This window comes from Candidatus Delongbacteria bacterium, from assembly GCA_020634015.1.
GTDB lineage: Bacteria > CAIWAD01 > CAIWAD01 > CAIWAD01 > CAIWAD01 > JACKCN01.
Map to the genome: position 1 here is coordinate 670,076 of JACKCN010000001.1, position 15,941 is coordinate 686,016.

Sequence of the window (15,941 nt, forward strand, 5' to 3'; positions counted from 1 at the left end):
CTGATGACACAGATTCTGGCCAGAAGCTCGGTTCTCTGCCTGTGTGCCGCACTGGCCACAAGTGCCTTGCCACAGCCACAGGGAAGTCCGCTCAAGGATCCCGGCCCACTTGAAACCCTGCTGCTGCAGGGCTCGATTCCCGAGCTGCAGGCGGCCATGGACGAAGGACGGCTCACGGCCGAGGCACTGACCCGATTTTTCCTCGAGCGCATCAAAGACCACGACGGCCCGCTGCAGGCGGTGATCGCCACCAATCCCGAAGCCCTCGCCCAGGCCCGTCGGCTGGACCAGGAACGGAAGCTGGGCCAGTCGCGTGGCCCCCTGCACGGGATTCCCCTGCTGCTGAAGGACAACATCGAGATGCGCGAACTTCCCACCACGGCCGGTTCACTGGCGCTGGCGAACAACCTCAGCGGACGTGATGCGCCCGTGGTGGCCAATCTGCGCGCGGCAGGAGCGGTCCTGCTGGGCAAGACCAACCTCAGCGAGTGGGCCAACTTCCGCTCGGAGCGTTCCTCCTCGGGCTGGAGCGCCGTGGGTGGGCAGACCCGCAACCCCTGGGACACCGGGCGCAGCCCCTGCGGCAGCAGTTCGGGCTCGGGAGTGGCCGTGGCCGCCGGATTCTGTGTGGCCGCGCTGGGCACCGAGACCGATGGCTCCGTGATCTGCCCCTCGTCGGTCAATGGCATCACAGGACTCAAACCCAGCATCGGACTGTGCAGCCGTACGGGCATCGTGCCCATTTCGCACAGCCAGGACACCGCGGGACCGATGACACGCACACCCGGTGATGCCGCTCTGGTGCTTCAGGCGATGCGCGGCGAGGACGCCCGCGACCCGGTGACCGCGCGGGGCTCCGGCGTGCCGGCGATCTCCCATCCTTCCGGCGATCCCGCATTGCTCAGGGGCGCACGCATCGGTGTGCTGCGTTCGGCCACCGGGTATCACGAGGGTGTGGACTCGCTCTTCGATCAGGCTCTCGAGTGCCTGCGCGGTGCCGGTGCGATCCTGCTGGACGGTCTGGGTCTGGAAGAGCCGACCGGCTTCGGCGACGACAGCTACCATGTGCTGCTCTGCGAGTTCAAGCACGACCTCAACCAGTATCTGGGCGCGCTGCCCGACTCGCTGCCCGTGCACACTCTCGCCGGGCTGATCCAGTTCAATCTGGATCACACGCGGGACGAGATGCCGTGGTTCGGCCAGGAGATCTTCGTGAAGTCGCAGGCCACGGGCGGGCTGGAGGATCCGGGGTATCCCGGGGCCCTCGAGCGGGTCCGCAGCGCCACGCGCGAGCATGGGCTGGATTCGCTGCTGACCCAGTACTCGCTGGATGCCTTGCTGGCCCCCACCACGGGCCCCGCCTGGAGCATCGATCTGGTGACCGGCGACCACTTTCTGGGCGGGTTCTCAAGTTATCCTGCCATCGCGGGATACCCCCACCTGAGCCTGCCCATGGGACTTGTACACGGACTGCCCGTGGGCCTCTCGTTGAGCGCGGGAGAATTCGCTGACGCCCGCCTGCTGGAGTTGGGCGCCTCCCTGGAGGCACTGTTGAGGAAACAGCCATGAGTGTGACATCCACCGGATCGCCGGCGAGCGCGATCAGCTACCGCGTGAATCAGCCGATCACGCCCGAGGACTACATCGACTTGCTGCAGCGTTCGGGACTGGCCGAGCGGCGCCCCGTACACGACCGTGCCAACATCGCGGGCAGTCTGGCCGCGAGCAACCTGCTGGTGAGTGCCTGGCACGGTGATCTCCTCGTGGGTGTGTCCCGCTCGCTCACCGATTTTCACCAATCCTGTTATCTGGCCGATCTGGCCGTGGATCGCACGGGCCAGCGCTCGGGAATCGGGCTGGAACTGATCCGACTGACGCGCGAGCAGCTGGGGTCGATCTGCAAGTTGATCCTGCTGGCGGCTCCCGCGGCCGCTGAATACTACCCCCGCATCGGTTTTCGTCACGACGAGCGCTGCTGGATTCTGGAACGGCAGGATCCGCTGGGTGTGCCACGCACGCAGGACGACACACACGGAGGACCCACGCGGTGAACTGGATCCTGATTCTGGCGCTCTGCCTCTGCTCCAGTGTCACGGCGCGCCAACGGCAGATACCGGCTCCCACGAGACGGATCACGGACACCGGCACGCTCGAGCGGGTCGAGGCCTTTCCCTCCGATCACGTGCAGGCCCGTGCGATCGAGGTCTGGCTGCCTCCCGACAGTCTCTGGGACGGCCACCCGCTGCCCGTGCTCTACATGCACGACGGACAGAATCTATTCGAGGATTCACTCAGTTTCAGCGGTGTGGACTGGAATGTGGACAGCGTCCTGGTCGCCCTGTCGCGCCAGGGCTTCTGCTCGCTCGCGTTGCTGGTGGGCATTGCCAATACTCCGCTGCGGCGTCCCGAATACATGCCCGATGCGCTCTATGCGCAATTCACGCGCGCGGAGCGTCGTCAGTTTCGCCAGCAGTTCGGCGACAAGGCCCGCGGTGACGACTATCTGCGCTTCCTTGTCGAGGAGCTGAAGCCCTGGATCGATGCCAGCTACCCCACTCTGCCCGACCGCGATCACACGGTGCTGATGGGGTCCAGCCGGGGCGCATTGATCTCGCTGGCGGCCATGATCCAGTATCCGCAGGTCTTTGGCGCGGCGGCCTGCCTCTCGACTCATTGGCCGGGCGCCATGGCTCACGAAGAGGACTGGTTGCGCCAATGCCTGCCCGAGCCGGACGGACACCTGCTCTACGTCGATCACGGCGACCGGACCCTCGATGCGGACTACCCGCCCCTGCAGCGTGCGGTGAACCAGGTGCTGCGCGAAAAGGGCTGGCTCTCCGGCCGGGATTTCCTCTATCGCTCATTTCCTGGCCATGAGCATTCCGAAGCCGCTTGGCGTCTGCGGCTGGACGAGCCCCTGATGATGCTGCTGCCGCCCCTGGCGCTGACTCGGGATCCCTGGCGCGACGAGCCAACCCGGCCAGGCGCAACTCCGGAATGTCCCGCCCCCTGAGCATATTCCACCTTCTCGCAGACGCGGGGCGCAAACAACCAACAGACCGTTCCCACCAAACCAACAGGAGACTTGCACGATGAGCATCGCCGCATCCATGCTGCCCGAACTGGACAACGAACTGAAGAACACGCGCAAGGTGCTGGAACGCCTGCCCGACGAATCCTTCGGCTGGAAGCCCCACGCCCGCTCCATGTCCCTGCTGCACCTGTCCTCGCATGTGGTCAACATGCTCGCCTGGGGCACCATGACCGTGCAGACCGACTCCTTCGATGTGGCTCCCGTGGGTCAGGAACCGATGAAATCACCCGAGCATTCGGGCAGGGCCGCCGCGCTGGAAGCCTTCGACCGCAATGCCGCGGAGTTCCGCTCAGCCCTGGCCGCCGTGGAAGATGGCGAGATGATGCAGACCTGGTCACTGCTCGCCGGTGGCGAGGTCATCTTCGCCATGCCACGGGTGGCCGCGCTGCGCTCGATGATCCTGAACCATCTGATTCACCATCGGGCCCAGCTCACGGTCTACCTGCGCCTGCTGGACAAGCCGGTTCCCGCGCTGTATGGCCCCAGTGCGGACGAAAACTTCTGAGCATTGCCCCCGATTGACGAACGGCCCCCTACGCACAAGCCCGGGGGGCCGTTCTGCTTGATCGCCAGCAGATCCGGCGCGCATGCTCAGGGCCTGGATGTGCCGGCCTGGGGCAGATGTTCCAGAATCAACTGCCCCAGGCGGGCATAGTCTCCATCCAGATGGTGTCCTCCCGCAATGGAAATGACCGTGGCCAGGCCGTCGGGCAGGGACGAGCCGATGCAGTCCGGATCCTCGCTGCCGTAGAGACAGAGGATCGGCATGCCGGACAGGCTTCGCAATTCGGGCAGGACCTCCAGCAGGGGGCCGCTGGGTGAGGCCCCGAGGGCGTCCCACAGGTGGACTTCCAGCGAGGTCTCCGCGGAGGGAGCGATCAGCACCAGCTGGGCGACCCGCGCACGCAGGTCTTCGGGCAGACGGTTGATCATGAAAGGCAGGACATCGGCTCCGCGGGAAAACCCCACCAACAGGACAGACTGCCTGCCGGTACGGGCCAGTCCCCGGGCAATGATCCGGCCGAGGGTTCGGCCGGACTGCTCGACGGTCTTCGGCTGGCTGAAGTACTTGCGAGCATCCAGACCAATGACGGGCAGCCCCGCCGCGGACAGAGTCGCGGCCAGCTCCCGGTCGATGCTGGCCCAGCCTCCATCTCCACTGATCAGCACCACAAGAAGATCCGGCCCGGGGCCATCGGCCACAACCTCCACCAGCGGCAGGTCCGCCAACGCATCACCCGTGATCGCACGGGCGGCACACAGGGCTGAGGGCAGCAGACACTGCAGGCCCAGCAGCAGAGAACTGACCAGGGATTTCATACGGGGCCCTTTGCGGACAACAAGGAGCGGGAGCTGTCTGGAACCATCATCGACATGGCGAAACCTGCCGATGCCCCGACGGGTTCCTGAACCGAACCCACTGCCAGTGCCACTCCAGAAGAGGCAGCCGCGGATCCATTTCCGGGAAACGCCTGCGGCTTGGCCGGTTGCACAGGGTTCTGCATACTGCCGGCCTGCGGGATGGGCCCTTGCAGGGGCGAGTCACGCCACATTCCGGCATCAGCAAGCGCGGAGGCCATGATGAACGAATTCCGACTGGAACACGACAGCATGGGAGAGGTCCGGGTCCCCGCCGACGTGTACTGGGGTGCCCAGACCCAGCGCTCGATCGAGCATTTTCCCATCGGCCGCGAACGATTCCGCTGGCCGCGTTCCGTGATCCGGGCCTTCGCCCTGGTCAAGGGTGCCGCCGCGCGCGCCAATGCCGAACTGGGACAACTGGACAAAGAGCTTGCCAAGGCCATCTCCGGGGCGGCCGCGGAAGTGGAATCGGGGCGCTGGGACACACAGTTTCCACTGGTGGTGTTCCAGACCGGATCCGGCACCCAGAGCAACATGAACGCCAACGAAGTGCTGGCCAACCTGGCCAACGAACGCCTGGGTCACGCGCTGGGCAGCCCCGGGCCGGTCCATCCCAATGACCATGTCAATCGCGGCCAGAGTTCCAATGATGTCTTCCCCACCGTGATGCATGTGGCCGTGCTGGGGGAACTGCAGGAGCGTCTGCTTCCGGCTCTCACCGGCCTGAAGAAAACCTTCGGGGCACTGGCGACTGAGCATGCCCTGCTGGTCAAGACCGGGCGCACGCACCTTCAGGACGCCACCCCGATCACACTGGGCCAGGAGGTCGGGGCCTGGGCCGCCCAGCTGAGCCTGGCACTGGACGCCCTTGACAGCGCCCGGCCCGGCGTGCTGCAGCTGGCCCTGGGCGGCACCGCTGTGGGCACCGGGCTGAACGCACATCCCGGCTTTGCCGAGGCCGTGATCCAGGATCTGGCGCGGATCACGGGTCTGCCCTTGCGCCAGGCTCCCAATCTCTTTGCCGCCCTGGCCGGCCACGAGCCCCTGCTGCAGCTGAGCGCCGCTCTGCGCACCACGGCCGCGGCCCTGCTCAAGATCGCCAACGACATCCGCTGGCTGGCCAGCGGACCGCGCTGCGGCATCGGCGAGCTGCGTCTGCCCGAAAACGAACCGGGCTCTTCGATCATGCCCGGCAAGGTCAATCCCACCCAGTGCGAAGCGCTCTCGATGGTCTGCGTGCAGGTCTATGGCAACGACGCCGCCCTGGCCTTCGCCGCCAGCCAGGGGAATTTCCAGCTGAATGTCTACAAGCCCGTGATCCTGCACAATGTGCTGGAAAGCATCGGGCTGCTGGCCGACGCCTGCGCGGCCTTTGACACCCACTGTGCCCGGGGAATCGAACCGGACCGGGCGCGCATCGCCGACCTGCTGGAGCGCAACCTGATGCGAGTCACGGCACTGGCTCCCCGGATCGGCTACGAACGGGCCGCGGCACTGGCGCATTCGGCCAGCCTGCGCGGGCTGAGTCTGCTGGAGGTCGCCCTCGAGGACAGCAGCCTGGATCCGGACGAGCTGGCGCGCTGGCTCGATCCCGCGCGACAGGCCCTGCCCAACCGGAAGACGGACGACGATGACTCCCGCTGACTCACAGGCCCTGAATGACGTGCTGGCCTGGCACCGGCTCAGCAGCCACGCGCCCGGGCGATTCGCACCCGGACCGGGTGGCCTGGACTGGATCACCCAGCCCGATCCGTTCCAGCACTGGGTGGGCACCCAGCGCCTCACTCTGCCGCTGCGTCCTGTCCGTCCGGACGACACCCACCCGGAGCCATCGACGGACGCGCGCACACGGCTCGGCCAGTTGTTGCAGGACAGTCTGGGGCTTTCGGCGTGGAAGGAATTCGGCCAGTCCCGCTGGGCCCTGCGGATGAATCCCTCCAGTGGCAACCTGCATCCCACCGAAGCCACCCTGATCTGCCCCGCGATTCCCGGCCTGAGTGACACGCCCTTCGTGGCGCACTACGCTCCCCGCGATCACAGTCTGGAACTGCGGGCCCGTGTGCCTCTGGCGCTGTGGGAGGCTCTGGTCGGGGAACTGCCCCGGGAGTCTTTTCTGCTGGGTCTTTCCAGCATTGCCTGGCGCGAAGCCTGGAAGTACGGCGAACGTGCCTTCCGTTATGTGCACCTGGATCTGGGCCATGCCCTGGGCGCCCTGGCCTTCGCGGCCGCTCCCCTGGGGCTGAGCGCGCGCTCCTGCCCGGCGCTGTCACACGCCCAGCTTGAGACCCTGCTGGGGCTGGACTCGACGCGCGGCCCCTTTCACGAGATCCCGGACATTCTGGTGGTGCTGGCCCAGGCCGACTCGCTGCCCGATGGGGCTTCAGGCCTGTCACTGACGGTTCCCGAGGGTTGGAATGAGCTGCACTGGCAGGGAGAACCCGAGTCCCTGGGAGCCCTTCCCCGTGTCTGGCCCGGACTGCGACGCATGAGTGAGCTCTGCCGCTCGTCCGCGCCGATGACCGACCCGGACGAAGCGCCCTTGCCTCCGCTGTCCGACAGGTGGCCACGCCCGGGCCCGTCGCTGCGTGCCCTGATCCACGGTCGACGCAGTGCCGTGGCCATGGACGGTGAGACGGCGATGCCCCTTGAGGATTTCCAGCGGATTCTGCAGCGTTGCCTGCCGGGCGCCGGACATCTGCCCTGTGCCAGCCTGCCCCAGCGGCCCCGGGTGTCCCTGCTGATCTTCGTGCACCGTGTCACGGGACTGGAGTCGGGTCTGTATCTGCTGCTTCGGGATCCGGCTCACGAAGAACGGTTGCGGGCCGTCAGCGATCCGGGCCTGCTCTGGGCACCTTGCGGCGAATCGCTGGCCGAACTGCCGCTGCGACTTCTGCAACCGGGCGACTGGCGCTCGCGGGCGGCCGCGCTCAGTTGCGGGCAGGAGATCGCGGGCGAGGGCTGCATCAGTCTGGGCATGCTGGCCGAGTTTCGCCCAGGACTGGAACAGGTCGGCCCCGCCCTTTACCCGCGCCTCTACTGGGAATGCGGTCTGCTGGGCCAGGTGCTCTATCTGGAAGCCGAGGCGGCAGGACTGAGCGGCACGGGCATCGGTTGTTTCTTCGACGAGGCCGTGCACACGAGCATCGGGCTGAAGGACGACAGTTTCCGCAGCCTGTATCACTTCACCATTGGCGGCGCGGTTCGCGATACCCGACTGCGCACCCTGCCACCCTATGCCGATCGCGGCACAGACAGCGGAGATGACGCATGAACAGCTGGGACGAACGCTACTCCGCCAGCGAGTATGTTTACGGAACCGAACCCAATGGCTTTCTGGTGCAGGTGGCGGACCGACTCAGGCCCGGTGACCTGCTCTCGCTGGCCGAAGGCGAAGGGCGCAACGCCGTGTATCTGGCCGGACTGGGTCACCGCGTGAGTGCCGTGGATTCCTCGGCCGTGGGTCTGGCCAAGGCCCGTGAGCTGGCTGCGCGCAAGGGCGTGAGGCTTGAAACCACCTGTGGCGATCTGGCGGAGTACGATCCCGGTCAGGACCGCTGGGACAGCGTGGTGTCGATCTTCTGCCATCTGCCCGGGGCTGTGCGTGCCGACCTGTACCGGCGCGTGTGCTCGGGTCTGCGTTCAGGCGGGTTGCTGGTGATCGAGGCCTACACGCCCGCCCAGCTGGCCCATGGCACGGGCGGCCCGCGCGATGTGTCGCTGCTGGTGTCGCTCGAGACCCTGCGTACGGAGCTGGAGGGTCTGGAATTCCTGATCGCACGGGAAACGGAACGCACGGTCGTGGAAGGCACTCTGCATACGGGACTGGCCTCCGTGGTCCAGGTTCTGGCCCGCAAGCCCTGAGAGTTCCTGCTGACTCTTCCGCTCATCCGGAATCAGACCTCAGTCCGGGGATCACGCGGAGCCGCGGATCACCCAGACCTCCTCCCCATCCTCCATATCCTCGGTGCGCACCAGCCCCGCAAAGGCGGCCACCCGCTGGCTGGCGACGTGCGCGGGGTGCACGCAGGCGCGAACCTCGGGCACTCCCTGCTCCAGCAGCCAGGCGACCAGCGCCCGGGCCGCTTCCCCGGCAAAACCTTGCCCCTGCCATTCCGTTCCGATCACCCAGGCCACATGGGCATGGTCCTGACACACCGTGCTCTGGGAGTAGCCCAGCGGCTGGCCCCCGGTCTTGTGTTCGATCAGCCAGTTCAGCCAGATCTCCTGGCCGTCGGGAGAACGACGCTGTTCGCGAAACCTCAGCAGCTCAGTCAGCGCAGCTTCCGATTCGGGAGGATCGCCACCCGTGAACTCGTGCAGGCGCACGTCGGCCAGCAGGGGATACAGGATGCGGGCGTGCGTGCTGCGCAGGGGTCGCTGGAGCAGTCGCGCGCTCTCGAGCAGCGGGGCATGGTCGGCAGGAAGCTGGAACACGGCGATCTCCATCGGGTGGCGCCCGGCCGTGGGGAGGTGATCCGGACCTTGGGTTCGGCGCGGGAGTGGGCTCAGGACTGGCGCGAATTGGCCCATTCGTGGTACAGTTGGCGAATCAGGCCATCGGCCAGGCCGGCCTGCGGCACCTGCATCCAGGTCGAGCGGGCGGTCTGCATCACGAAAAGGTAAATCCTCAGGGCATGGGGCAGCACGTCGGCGCGGTCCGGGCGCAGCCCCAGCTGGCGAATGCGCTGGGAAACCGTCAATCCGCTGATGCGCTCCAGCTGGCGCTGGATGCGCAGTTGCGACAGGGAATGATCCGGTTTGAGCCCCACCAGCGAGACCAGCTTGTTGATGTTGCCGCCGCTGCCGATGGTGATCACGGGCCCCCGCGGCCGGTGTTCACGCAGCCACTGGGCCATTTCCTGCCAGACACCCGGGTCGGTGCGTTCGGTCAGCAGGCGCACGGTACCCACGGGAAAGGAGCGACTCTGGGCCGCTCGTCCGGGCACCAGCAAGGTCAGCTCGGTGCTGCCGCCCCCCACATCCGTATAGAGGTAGTTTCCCGCCCGGTCCAGGCCCGCCTGTCCCGCGTTGGCCAGCAGGATGTGCGCTTCCTCGCTGCCCGTGATCAGTTCCAGATCCAGCCCCGCATCCTCGCGGATCTGCCGGGCCAGCTCGTCGGCGTTGGCCAGACTGCGCAGCGCGGAGGTGGCACAGGCGCGCCAGCGCAGCGGCTGCCAGGCCTCCATCAGCAGGCGAAAGGCTTTCAGGCTGTTGACCAGACGTTCGGCCGTGGCGGCACTGAGCTGCCCACTGATGAACGCCTCGGTGCCCAGGCGCAGGGGCATCCGGAACAGCGAGACCTTGCGGAAACAGGGCTCGCCGTCTTCATCCAGCACCTGCATGAAGAGCAGGCGCAGGGCATTGGAGCCCACGTCGATGGCGGCGAAGCGATGACCGAATTCACCGGGTTGGGGAGCGGGCGAAGACTGGAATTCCAAGGGCCGTGTTTCCTCAGGCTGGATGCGTGCGCATCACCAGGTTGCGGATTTCCTCCTGGGCACGCAGGCCGGACTGATGGTCGCCATCACGATAGCTGTTCGGCTGCTCCGTATCCAGCAGGCGGGCCTTGCGACTGTCCATCCAGTAGATCTCCAGCAATTCCTGCAGGTAGGCCTGGATGCCCGGGTCCATGATCGGGACGGCGGTTTCCACCCGGCGCTCGAAGTTGCGCGGCAGAAAATCCCCACTGCCGATGTAGTAGCGCGGGCTGCCGCCGTTGTGAAAACTGTAGATGCGTGAATGCTCGAGGTAACGGTCCACCACGGCCATGGCCTGGATCTGGCGCCCCACCGTGTCCTTGCCGGCGCGCGCGCAGAACATGCCGCGCACGTTCAGGCGCACCCGCACGCCCGCTTCGGCGGCTTCGTAAAGCTGGTCGATCAGGGCATAATCGCCCAGGTTGTTCAGCTTCAGATGGATCTCGGCCCGGCGCCCGGCACGGGCCTCGCTGATCTCCTTGGCGATCAGCAGTCCCAGGGCCTCGCGCGTGTTCCAGGGGGAGGCCAGCAGATGGTGGAACTTGAGCTGCAGGTAGGGCTTGGTGAAGAACTCGAAGAGCTGGCTCACCTCGTGCACCAGCTCGGGGCGAGCGCTAAGCAGCATCATGTCCTCGAAGGCACCCGCCGTGTCCTCGTTGAAGTTTCCCGTGGCAATGCAGACATACCCGGCGGTCTTGCCGCGCTCCTCGCGCTCGATGTGCACCAGCTTGCTGTGCACCTTGAGCCCCGCCACCCCGAAGACCACATCGATGTCCTCGTCCTGCAGTTGCTGGGCCCAGTTCAGGTTGGCATTCTCGTCAAACCGGGCCTGGAGTTCCACCACCACCAGCACGCGTTTGCCGTTGCGTCTGGCCGTGATGAGCGCACGGATCACATCGGAATTCTGCGCCAGTCGGTACAATGTGATCCTTATCCGCTGCACCTTGGGGTCCAGCGCCGCCTCGCGCAGCAGCATCACGAACTGCTGGAAGGGGTTGTAGGGAAAGTGCAACAGCCGATCACGCTTGCGGATCGCGCTCAGCAGACTGCCATCCAGCGGCAGACCCGAATGGGTCACCGGGGCTTCGGCCGGATAGCGCAACGAACGGCTTCCCACCTGCGGAAAGCGGATCAGATCACTGCGGTTGTGGTAACGCCCACCGGGCAGCAGAGTATCTTCCTGTGTCACACCCATCTTGCGCATCAGTTGCTTGAGAAAGTCCCGGGGCAGGCTGCCGTCGTAGACGAAGCGCACGGGCAACCCTTCCTTGCGGCGCTTCAGGCCCTCGGCCATCTTGGCGCTGTAGCTGAGGGAGATATCGTCTTCCAGATCCAGTTCCGCATCGCGGGTCAGCTTGACCGTCCAGGCTTCGTAGACATCCTGCTTGAACAGGGCGAAGATCTCGGGCAGCATCAGGCGCACGATGTCGTCCACGAAGATCAAGGTGTCCTCGTCGTCCTGCCCCGGAATCACCACGAATCGCTGAAGATCCGGGGGCAGCTCGATCATCGCATAACGCTGCTTGCGCTTCTTTCGTGAATCGCTCATCCGCACGGCCAGGTAGATGCTGCGTTCCTGCAGCGAGGGCAGCGGCTCGCCCGGCTTGAAGAGCACGGGCGACAGTTCGGTCTGCACATTGGCCCTGAAGAAGCTCCGCACCCAGGCTTCCTGTTCGGGACTGAGCTGGGTTTCGTTGAGCAGATGGATCCGGTTGCGGTGCAGCTCCTGGATCACATCATCGTAGGTGGAGTTGTAGTCCGCATGCAACTGTGCCACGGTACGGGTCACGGCTTCCAGCACGCGATGCGGATCATGGCCGATGTAGCTGCGCGCCCGGTCGCCCAGTTGGCAGAGCCGGCGCAGGGTGGCCACCCGTACCCGGAAGAACTCGTCCAGGTTGGAAGAGTAGATGCCCAGGAAGCGGATCCGCTCGATCAGGGGCACGCTGGGATCGCTGGCCTCCTGGAGCACGCGCTGGTTGAACAACAGCCAGCTCAGTTCCTTGGGCAGATAACGTGGATTGTCGTCGCAGTAGGTGATCACGAAATGCTCGTCGCTGCTGAATGCCGTTGCGTCGGGACGGGCCCCAGTCTCGTTGCTCAGGATGAGATTTCTGCAAGCAAGCGCCCATGATACCAATCGGCCGCTCGATCTCATCGGCGGATCCCGCCCGGGACTTCTGTCTCCCAACCATCGTCTGTCTGTCGTGGTTCCGGGCCGATGGCGCCCTTGCCAGTCCAGGATCTTGTTTTCATGATACTTGCGTCAGATCCGGGTGAGACTCAGTGTCTCTTCCGGCGGGCAGGAGCAAGGAAATCCGGATGAGTGGCCTCTTTTGTTAAAATTTTGACATTTATCAATGCCGCACTGCCCGCCAGAAGAGACCATTCCCACGACGACGGAGATCCGGGTCCCCGGAGACCGCGCTTGACACAATCGTGAGGACCGTCCATGATGAAGACCAAGGCACGCATTCAGCACCTGGTGGAGACATACGGGTCCGGGCGGGAAAACCTGCTCCCCATCCTGCAGCACATCGTGCGGGAGGACCATTTCCTTCATAGCCAGGTCCTCGAGGCGCTCGCGCACGAGATGCAGATCTCCGCGGCGGACGTCTACGGGACCGCATCCTTCTACAGTTTCCTCGAAACGGAACCTCGAGGCAGGCACATCATCCGGGTGTGCAAGACCATCTCCTGCTACATGAAAGGCAAGGATGCCCTGGTGGCCGCCATCGAGGATCGCCTGAAGATCCGCATGGGCGAGACCACGCGCGACGGCCAGTTCAGCCTGCTGGCCGCCAACTGCATGGGCTGGTGCCACAAGGGGCCGGCGATGCTGATTGACGAGCAGGTGTACACCGAACTGACCCCAGAAGGCGCGGTGGCCATCATCGAGCAGTTCATGCAGGAGCGGAGGATACGGGCATGACCAAGGAAGAGAAACTGTCGGCCCTGCAGAACCGCCAGATCCACGTCAACATGATCTTCGAGAGCGTGGACTGCCGGGCGATTCTGGAACATGCCCTGCAACTGGGCAGCGGTCAGGTGATCACCCTGATCGAGGAAGCCGATCTGCGCGGCCGTGGCGGTGCCGGTTTTCCTACCGGCAGGAAGTGGGCCATGGCGGCACGCCAGCCCGGCGATCGCAAATTCGTGATCTGCAATGCGGACGAAGGCGAACCGGGAACCTTCAAGGATCGCCAGATCCTGGAAGACCAGCCGGACAAGGTGTACACGGGAATGGCCCTCTGCGGCATGGCCATCGGCGCCCGCGAAGGCATCCTCTACCTGAGAGGTGAGTACGCCTACCTGTTGCCCTCGCTGCGCAGCCGGGCCGCGCTGTTCAATGCCCTGCTGGAAGACCTGACGATTCCCTTCACGATCGATTTCCGGCTGGGCAGCGGAGCCTATGTCTGCGGCGAGGAGACCGCGCTGATCGAGTCGATGGAAGGCCGGCGCGGCGAACCGCGCAACAAGCCGCCCTTTCCTGTGGAACAGGGCTACCTGAACCTGCCCACAATCGTCAACAATGTGGAAACCCTTGTCTACTGCACCATGATCGTCAAGGACGGCCCACAGCGCTTCCATGATCTGGGCACCTCCCAGTCACACGGCGCCAAGGTCTTCTCCGTCTCCGGCGACGCCGACATCGAGGGGATCTACGAACTGGAGCTGGGCATGACCCTGCAGGAGTTCGTGGACATCTTCGGCGATGGTGACACCAAGGCCGTGCAGGTGGGCGGATCTTCGGGCCATTGCGTACCGCGCAAGCGCTTCGAGGAAACCGTGATCGGTTTCGAAGGCATGCCCACGGGCGGCTCGATGATGCTCTTCAACAGCACACGCTCGATGTACCACGTGCTGCACAATTACCTGGAGTTCTTCGAGGAGGAATCCTGCGGGCAATGCACGCCCTGCCGGATCGGCTGCCAGCAACTTCTGCGCGGCATCGAAGCCATCAAGCACCACGAACGGGGCCCGGAATACCTGGACGAACTGATCCGTCTGGCCCGCACCATGAACATCGCGGCCAAGTGCGGGCTGGGGCAATCGGTGGCCAACCCCTTCATCTCGATCGTGCAGAACTTCCGCGAGGAAATCCTTTTCTAGGACAAGACCATGACCCATCTCACGATGAACAACCTGCCCATGGACGTCGCAGAGGGCACGTCGATACTGGAAGCCGCCCGCGAGGCGGGAATCCACATTCCCACACTGTGTCACCACAAGGACCTTTGCGTGGCGGGCAACTGCCGGGTCTGTGTGGTGGAAGTGGAAGGCCAGCGCGCCCTGCAGGCCGCCTGCGCCCTGCCGGCAAGCGAAGGCATGAAGGTCTTCACCAATTCGGCGCGCGTGCGCTCGGCGCGCCAGATCGTGATCGAACTGCTGCTCTCCGAGCACCGCAGCGACTGCCTGAAATGCTACCGCAACGGAAACTGCGAGCTGCAGGACCTGGCCTACGAGTACCGGGTGGAAGAGCGCACATTTCTGGATCTGGCGACCCACGCGCACATCGATCGCAGTTCACTCTCGATCATCAAGGACGATTCCAAGTGCATCCGCTGCCAGCGCTGCGTGCGCACCTGCGACGAGTTGCAGAAAGTTTCGGCCCTGACCGTGGCCCACAAGGGCAAGCACATGAAGATCGAGACATTCTTCGCCAATCCGCTCTACGACGTGGTCTGCAGTACCTGCGGGCAATGCGTCAACCGTTGCCCGACCGGAGCGCTGGTGGAACACACCGTGGTCGATGATGTCTGGGCGGCCATCGAGAATCCCGAGCTGCACGTGATCGTGCAGACCGCTCCCGCGGTGCGGGTGTCCATTGGCGAGGAACTGGGCTACGACCCGGGGTCCCGTGTCACGGGCAAGATGGTCACGGCCCTGCGTCGCCTGGGTTTCGACAAGGTCTTTGACACCGACTTCGCCGCTGACCTGACGATCATCGAGGAAGGCAGCGAGCTGCTGCAGCGCCTGAAGAACGTGCTGGTCAACGGGCGCACGGACGTGGCTCTGCCCATGATCACCAGCTGCTCGCCGGGTTGGGTCAAGTTTCTCGAGCACCTCTTCCCCGACCGCCTGGATCACCTGAGCACCTGCAAGTCGCCGCAGCAGATGTTCGGCGCGCTGGCCAAGACCTGGTACGCCCGCAGGATGAAGATCGCGCCCGAGAAGATCGTGGTGGTCTCGATCATGCCCTGCACGGCCAAGAAGTACGAGGCCGCGCGGCCCGAGATGCGCGGCGAGACGGGACTGCCCGACGTGGACTATGTGCTCACCACGCGCGAACTGGGTCGGATGATCCGCCAGGCCGGACTGGACTTCCGCAAACTGGTGCCCGAGGACTACGATTCGATGATGGGCCACTCCACCGGAGCCGGCGTGATCTTCGGGTCGACGGGTGGCGTGATGGAAGCGGCCCTGCGCACGGTGCACGAATTGGTCACCGGCCGGGAAGTGCCCTTCGAACACCTGGACGTGCTGCCCGTGCGCGGCATGGAAGGTGTGCGCCAGGCGGTGATCCCCCTGCACGACTGCCTGCCCGCCTGGGAGTTCCTCAACGGTGTGGAACTGAAGGTGGCCGTGGCTCACGGACTGAACAACGCCTGGGAACTGATGCGGACGATCGAAGCGGGCAATTCGGGCCTGCACTTCGTGGAAGTGATGGCCTGCCCCGGAGGCTGCCTCGGCGGCGGCGGTCAGCCCATTCCCACCGACCTGGAGATCCGCAAGGAACGCATGAAAGCGATATTCGCCGAGGATTCGGCCATGACCCTGCGCAAGTCGCACAACAATCCTGATGTGATGCGACTCTACGAGGAATTCCTGCACGTGCCCCTGGGAGAATCCTCCCACAAGTTGCTGCACACCTCGTATACCAGGCGTTAGCCCGCCCGGCGATCGGACCGCGCGCGCCCCTGCTCCAGTTGGGGCGCGTTTCTTCTCGGGCAGAGCCCGAATGCATGATTCCGGCCGTTGTCACTCCTCGTGCGGCCGGACGGACC

Annotated in this window: 14 protein-coding genes; 10 read left to right on the forward strand and 4 right to left on the reverse strand. The window is 65.1% G+C overall.

Going from position 1 to position 15,941, the window contains the following annotated elements:
- Positions 1-3 precede the first annotated feature (3 nt).
- The 4 genes from H6678_02780 (at position 4) to H6678_02795 (ending at position 3,599) form a co-directional block, all read left to right on the forward strand.
- On the forward strand, positions 4-1,569 hold the full coding sequence (locus H6678_02780) for an amidase (GenBank protein ID MCB9472715.1): 1,566 nt from the start codon (positions 4-6) through the stop codon (positions 1,567-1,569).
- Positions 1,566-2,051 carry a GNAT family N-acetyltransferase gene (locus H6678_02785; protein MCB9472716.1) on the forward strand — a complete coding sequence of 162 codons (486 nt, stop codon included), beginning with the start codon at positions 1,566-1,568 and terminating at the stop codon, positions 2,049-2,051. The genes H6678_02780 and H6678_02785 overlap by 4 nt, the downstream gene beginning before the upstream one ends.
- The gene (locus H6678_02790) at positions 2,048-3,013 is read left to right on the forward strand and encodes a hypothetical protein (GenBank protein ID MCB9472717.1); all 966 of its coding nucleotides are present in this window, start codon (positions 2,048-2,050) and stop codon (positions 3,011-3,013) included. The genes H6678_02785 and H6678_02790 overlap by 4 nt, the downstream gene beginning before the upstream one ends.
- 79 nt (positions 3,014-3,092) lie before the next feature.
- On the forward strand, positions 3,093-3,599 hold the full coding sequence (locus tag H6678_02795) for a DinB family protein (GenBank protein MCB9472718.1): 507 nt from the start codon (positions 3,093-3,095) through the stop codon (positions 3,597-3,599).
- An 86-nt stretch (positions 3,600-3,685) separates the two neighbouring features.
- On the opposite strand, the gene H6678_02800 is transcribed toward H6678_02795, so the two are convergent.
- Positions 3,686-4,414 carry a hypothetical protein gene (locus H6678_02800; protein MCB9472719.1) on the reverse strand — a complete coding sequence of 243 codons (729 nt, stop codon included), beginning with the start codon at positions 4,412-4,414 and terminating at the stop codon, positions 3,686-3,688.
- Positions 4,415-4,675: 261 nt separating this feature from the next.
- Between H6678_02800 and H6678_02805 the strand changes: the two genes are divergently transcribed.
- From H6678_02805 to H6678_02815, 3 genes are read left to right on the forward strand one after another with little or no spacing between them, the layout of a single operon-like run.
- Positions 4,676-6,100 carry a class II fumarate hydratase gene (locus tag H6678_02805; GenBank protein ID MCB9472720.1) on the forward strand — a complete coding sequence of 475 codons (1,425 nt, stop codon included), beginning with the start codon at positions 4,676-4,678 and terminating at the stop codon, positions 6,098-6,100.
- Complete coding sequence (locus tag H6678_02810; GenBank protein ID MCB9472721.1) at positions 6,087-7,727, forward strand: SagB/ThcOx family dehydrogenase; 1,641 nt, start codon at positions 6,087-6,089, stop codon at positions 7,725-7,727. The genes H6678_02805 and H6678_02810 overlap by 14 nt, the downstream gene beginning before the upstream one ends.
- The gene (locus H6678_02815) at positions 7,724-8,317 is read left to right on the forward strand and encodes a class I SAM-dependent methyltransferase (GenBank protein MCB9472722.1); all 594 of its coding nucleotides are present in this window, start codon (positions 7,724-7,726) and stop codon (positions 8,315-8,317) included. The genes H6678_02810 and H6678_02815 overlap by 4 nt, the downstream gene beginning before the upstream one ends.
- Before the next feature lie 51 nt (positions 8,318-8,368).
- Here H6678_02815 and H6678_02820 read toward each other — a convergent pair whose 3' ends face one another.
- Genes H6678_02820 through ppk1 form a run of 3 tightly spaced genes read right to left on the reverse strand, consistent with a single transcriptional unit; the run spans position 8,369 to position 11,977 of the window.
- Positions 8,369-8,902, reverse strand: coding sequence for a GNAT family N-acetyltransferase (locus H6678_02820; protein ID MCB9472723.1), 534 nt, complete (start codon positions 8,900-8,902; stop codon positions 8,369-8,371).
- 59 nt (positions 8,903-8,961) lie between these two features.
- Positions 8,962-9,894, reverse strand: a complete 933-nt coding sequence (locus H6678_02825; protein MCB9472724.1) for an exopolyphosphatase — start codon at positions 9,892-9,894, stop codon at positions 8,962-8,964.
- Positions 9,895-9,907: 13 nt separating this feature from the next.
- Positions 9,908-11,977 (reverse strand): polyphosphate kinase 1, encoded by a 2,070-nt coding sequence (gene ppk1, locus H6678_02830; GenBank protein ID MCB9472725.1) that lies wholly within the window; start codon positions 11,975-11,977, stop codon positions 9,908-9,910.
- Between the two features lie 408 nt (positions 11,978-12,385).
- On the opposite strand from ppk1, the gene nuoE reads away from it, so the two are divergent.
- From nuoE to H6678_02845, 3 genes are read left to right on the forward strand one after another with little or no spacing between them, the layout of a single operon-like run.
- Entirely contained in the window at positions 12,386-12,865 is a 480-nt protein-coding gene (nuoE, locus tag H6678_02835; protein ID MCB9472726.1) for an NADH-quinone oxidoreductase subunit NuoE, read from the forward strand.
- Positions 12,862-14,046, forward strand: coding sequence for an NADH-quinone oxidoreductase subunit E (locus H6678_02840; GenBank protein ID MCB9472727.1), 1,185 nt, complete (start codon positions 12,862-12,864; stop codon positions 14,044-14,046). Before nuoE ends, H6678_02840 begins: the two co-directional genes overlap by 4 nt.
- A gap of 9 nt (positions 14,047-14,055) precedes the next feature.
- Positions 14,056-15,825, forward strand: a complete 1,770-nt coding sequence (locus H6678_02845) for an iron hydrogenase small subunit (protein MCB9472728.1) — start codon at positions 14,056-14,058, stop codon at positions 15,823-15,825.
- The last annotated feature ends 116 nt before the right edge of the window (positions 15,826-15,941 follow it).

Excerpts from the sequence above, each read along its gene's own strand:
- H6678_02795 (MCB9472718.1), top strand. The coding sequence starts at position 3,093 with ATGAGCATCGCCGCATCCATGCTGCCCGAACTGGACAACGAACTGAAG.
- H6678_02845 (MCB9472728.1), top strand. The coding sequence starts at position 14,056 with ATGACCCATCTCACGATGAACAACCTGCCCATGGACGTCGCAGAGGGC.
- H6678_02805 (MCB9472720.1), top strand. The coding sequence starts at position 4,676 with ATGAACGAATTCCGACTGGAACACGACAGCATGGGAGAGGTCCGGGTC.
- nuoE (MCB9472726.1), top strand. The coding sequence starts at position 12,386 with ATGATGAAGACCAAGGCACGCATTCAGCACCTGGTGGAGACATACGGG.
- H6678_02780 (MCB9472715.1), top strand. The coding sequence starts at position 4 with ATGACACAGATTCTGGCCAGAAGCTCGGTTCTCTGCCTGTGTGCCGCA.
- H6678_02820 (MCB9472723.1), bottom strand. The coding sequence starts at position 8,902 with ATGGAGATCGCCGTGTTCCAGCTTCCTGCCGACCATGCCCCGCTGCTC.
- H6678_02840 (MCB9472727.1), top strand. The coding sequence starts at position 12,862 with ATGACCAAGGAAGAGAAACTGTCGGCCCTGCAGAACCGCCAGATCCAC.
- H6678_02810 (MCB9472721.1), top strand. The coding sequence starts at position 6,087 with ATGACTCCCGCTGACTCACAGGCCCTGAATGACGTGCTGGCCTGGCAC.
- H6678_02785 (MCB9472716.1), top strand. The coding sequence starts at position 1,566 with ATGAGTGTGACATCCACCGGATCGCCGGCGAGCGCGATCAGCTACCGC.
- H6678_02815 (MCB9472722.1), top strand. The coding sequence starts at position 7,724 with ATGAACAGCTGGGACGAACGCTACTCCGCCAGCGAGTATGTTTACGGA.
- H6678_02800 (MCB9472719.1), bottom strand. The coding sequence starts at position 4,414 with ATGAAATCCCTGGTCAGTTCTCTGCTGCTGGGCCTGCAGTGTCTGCTG.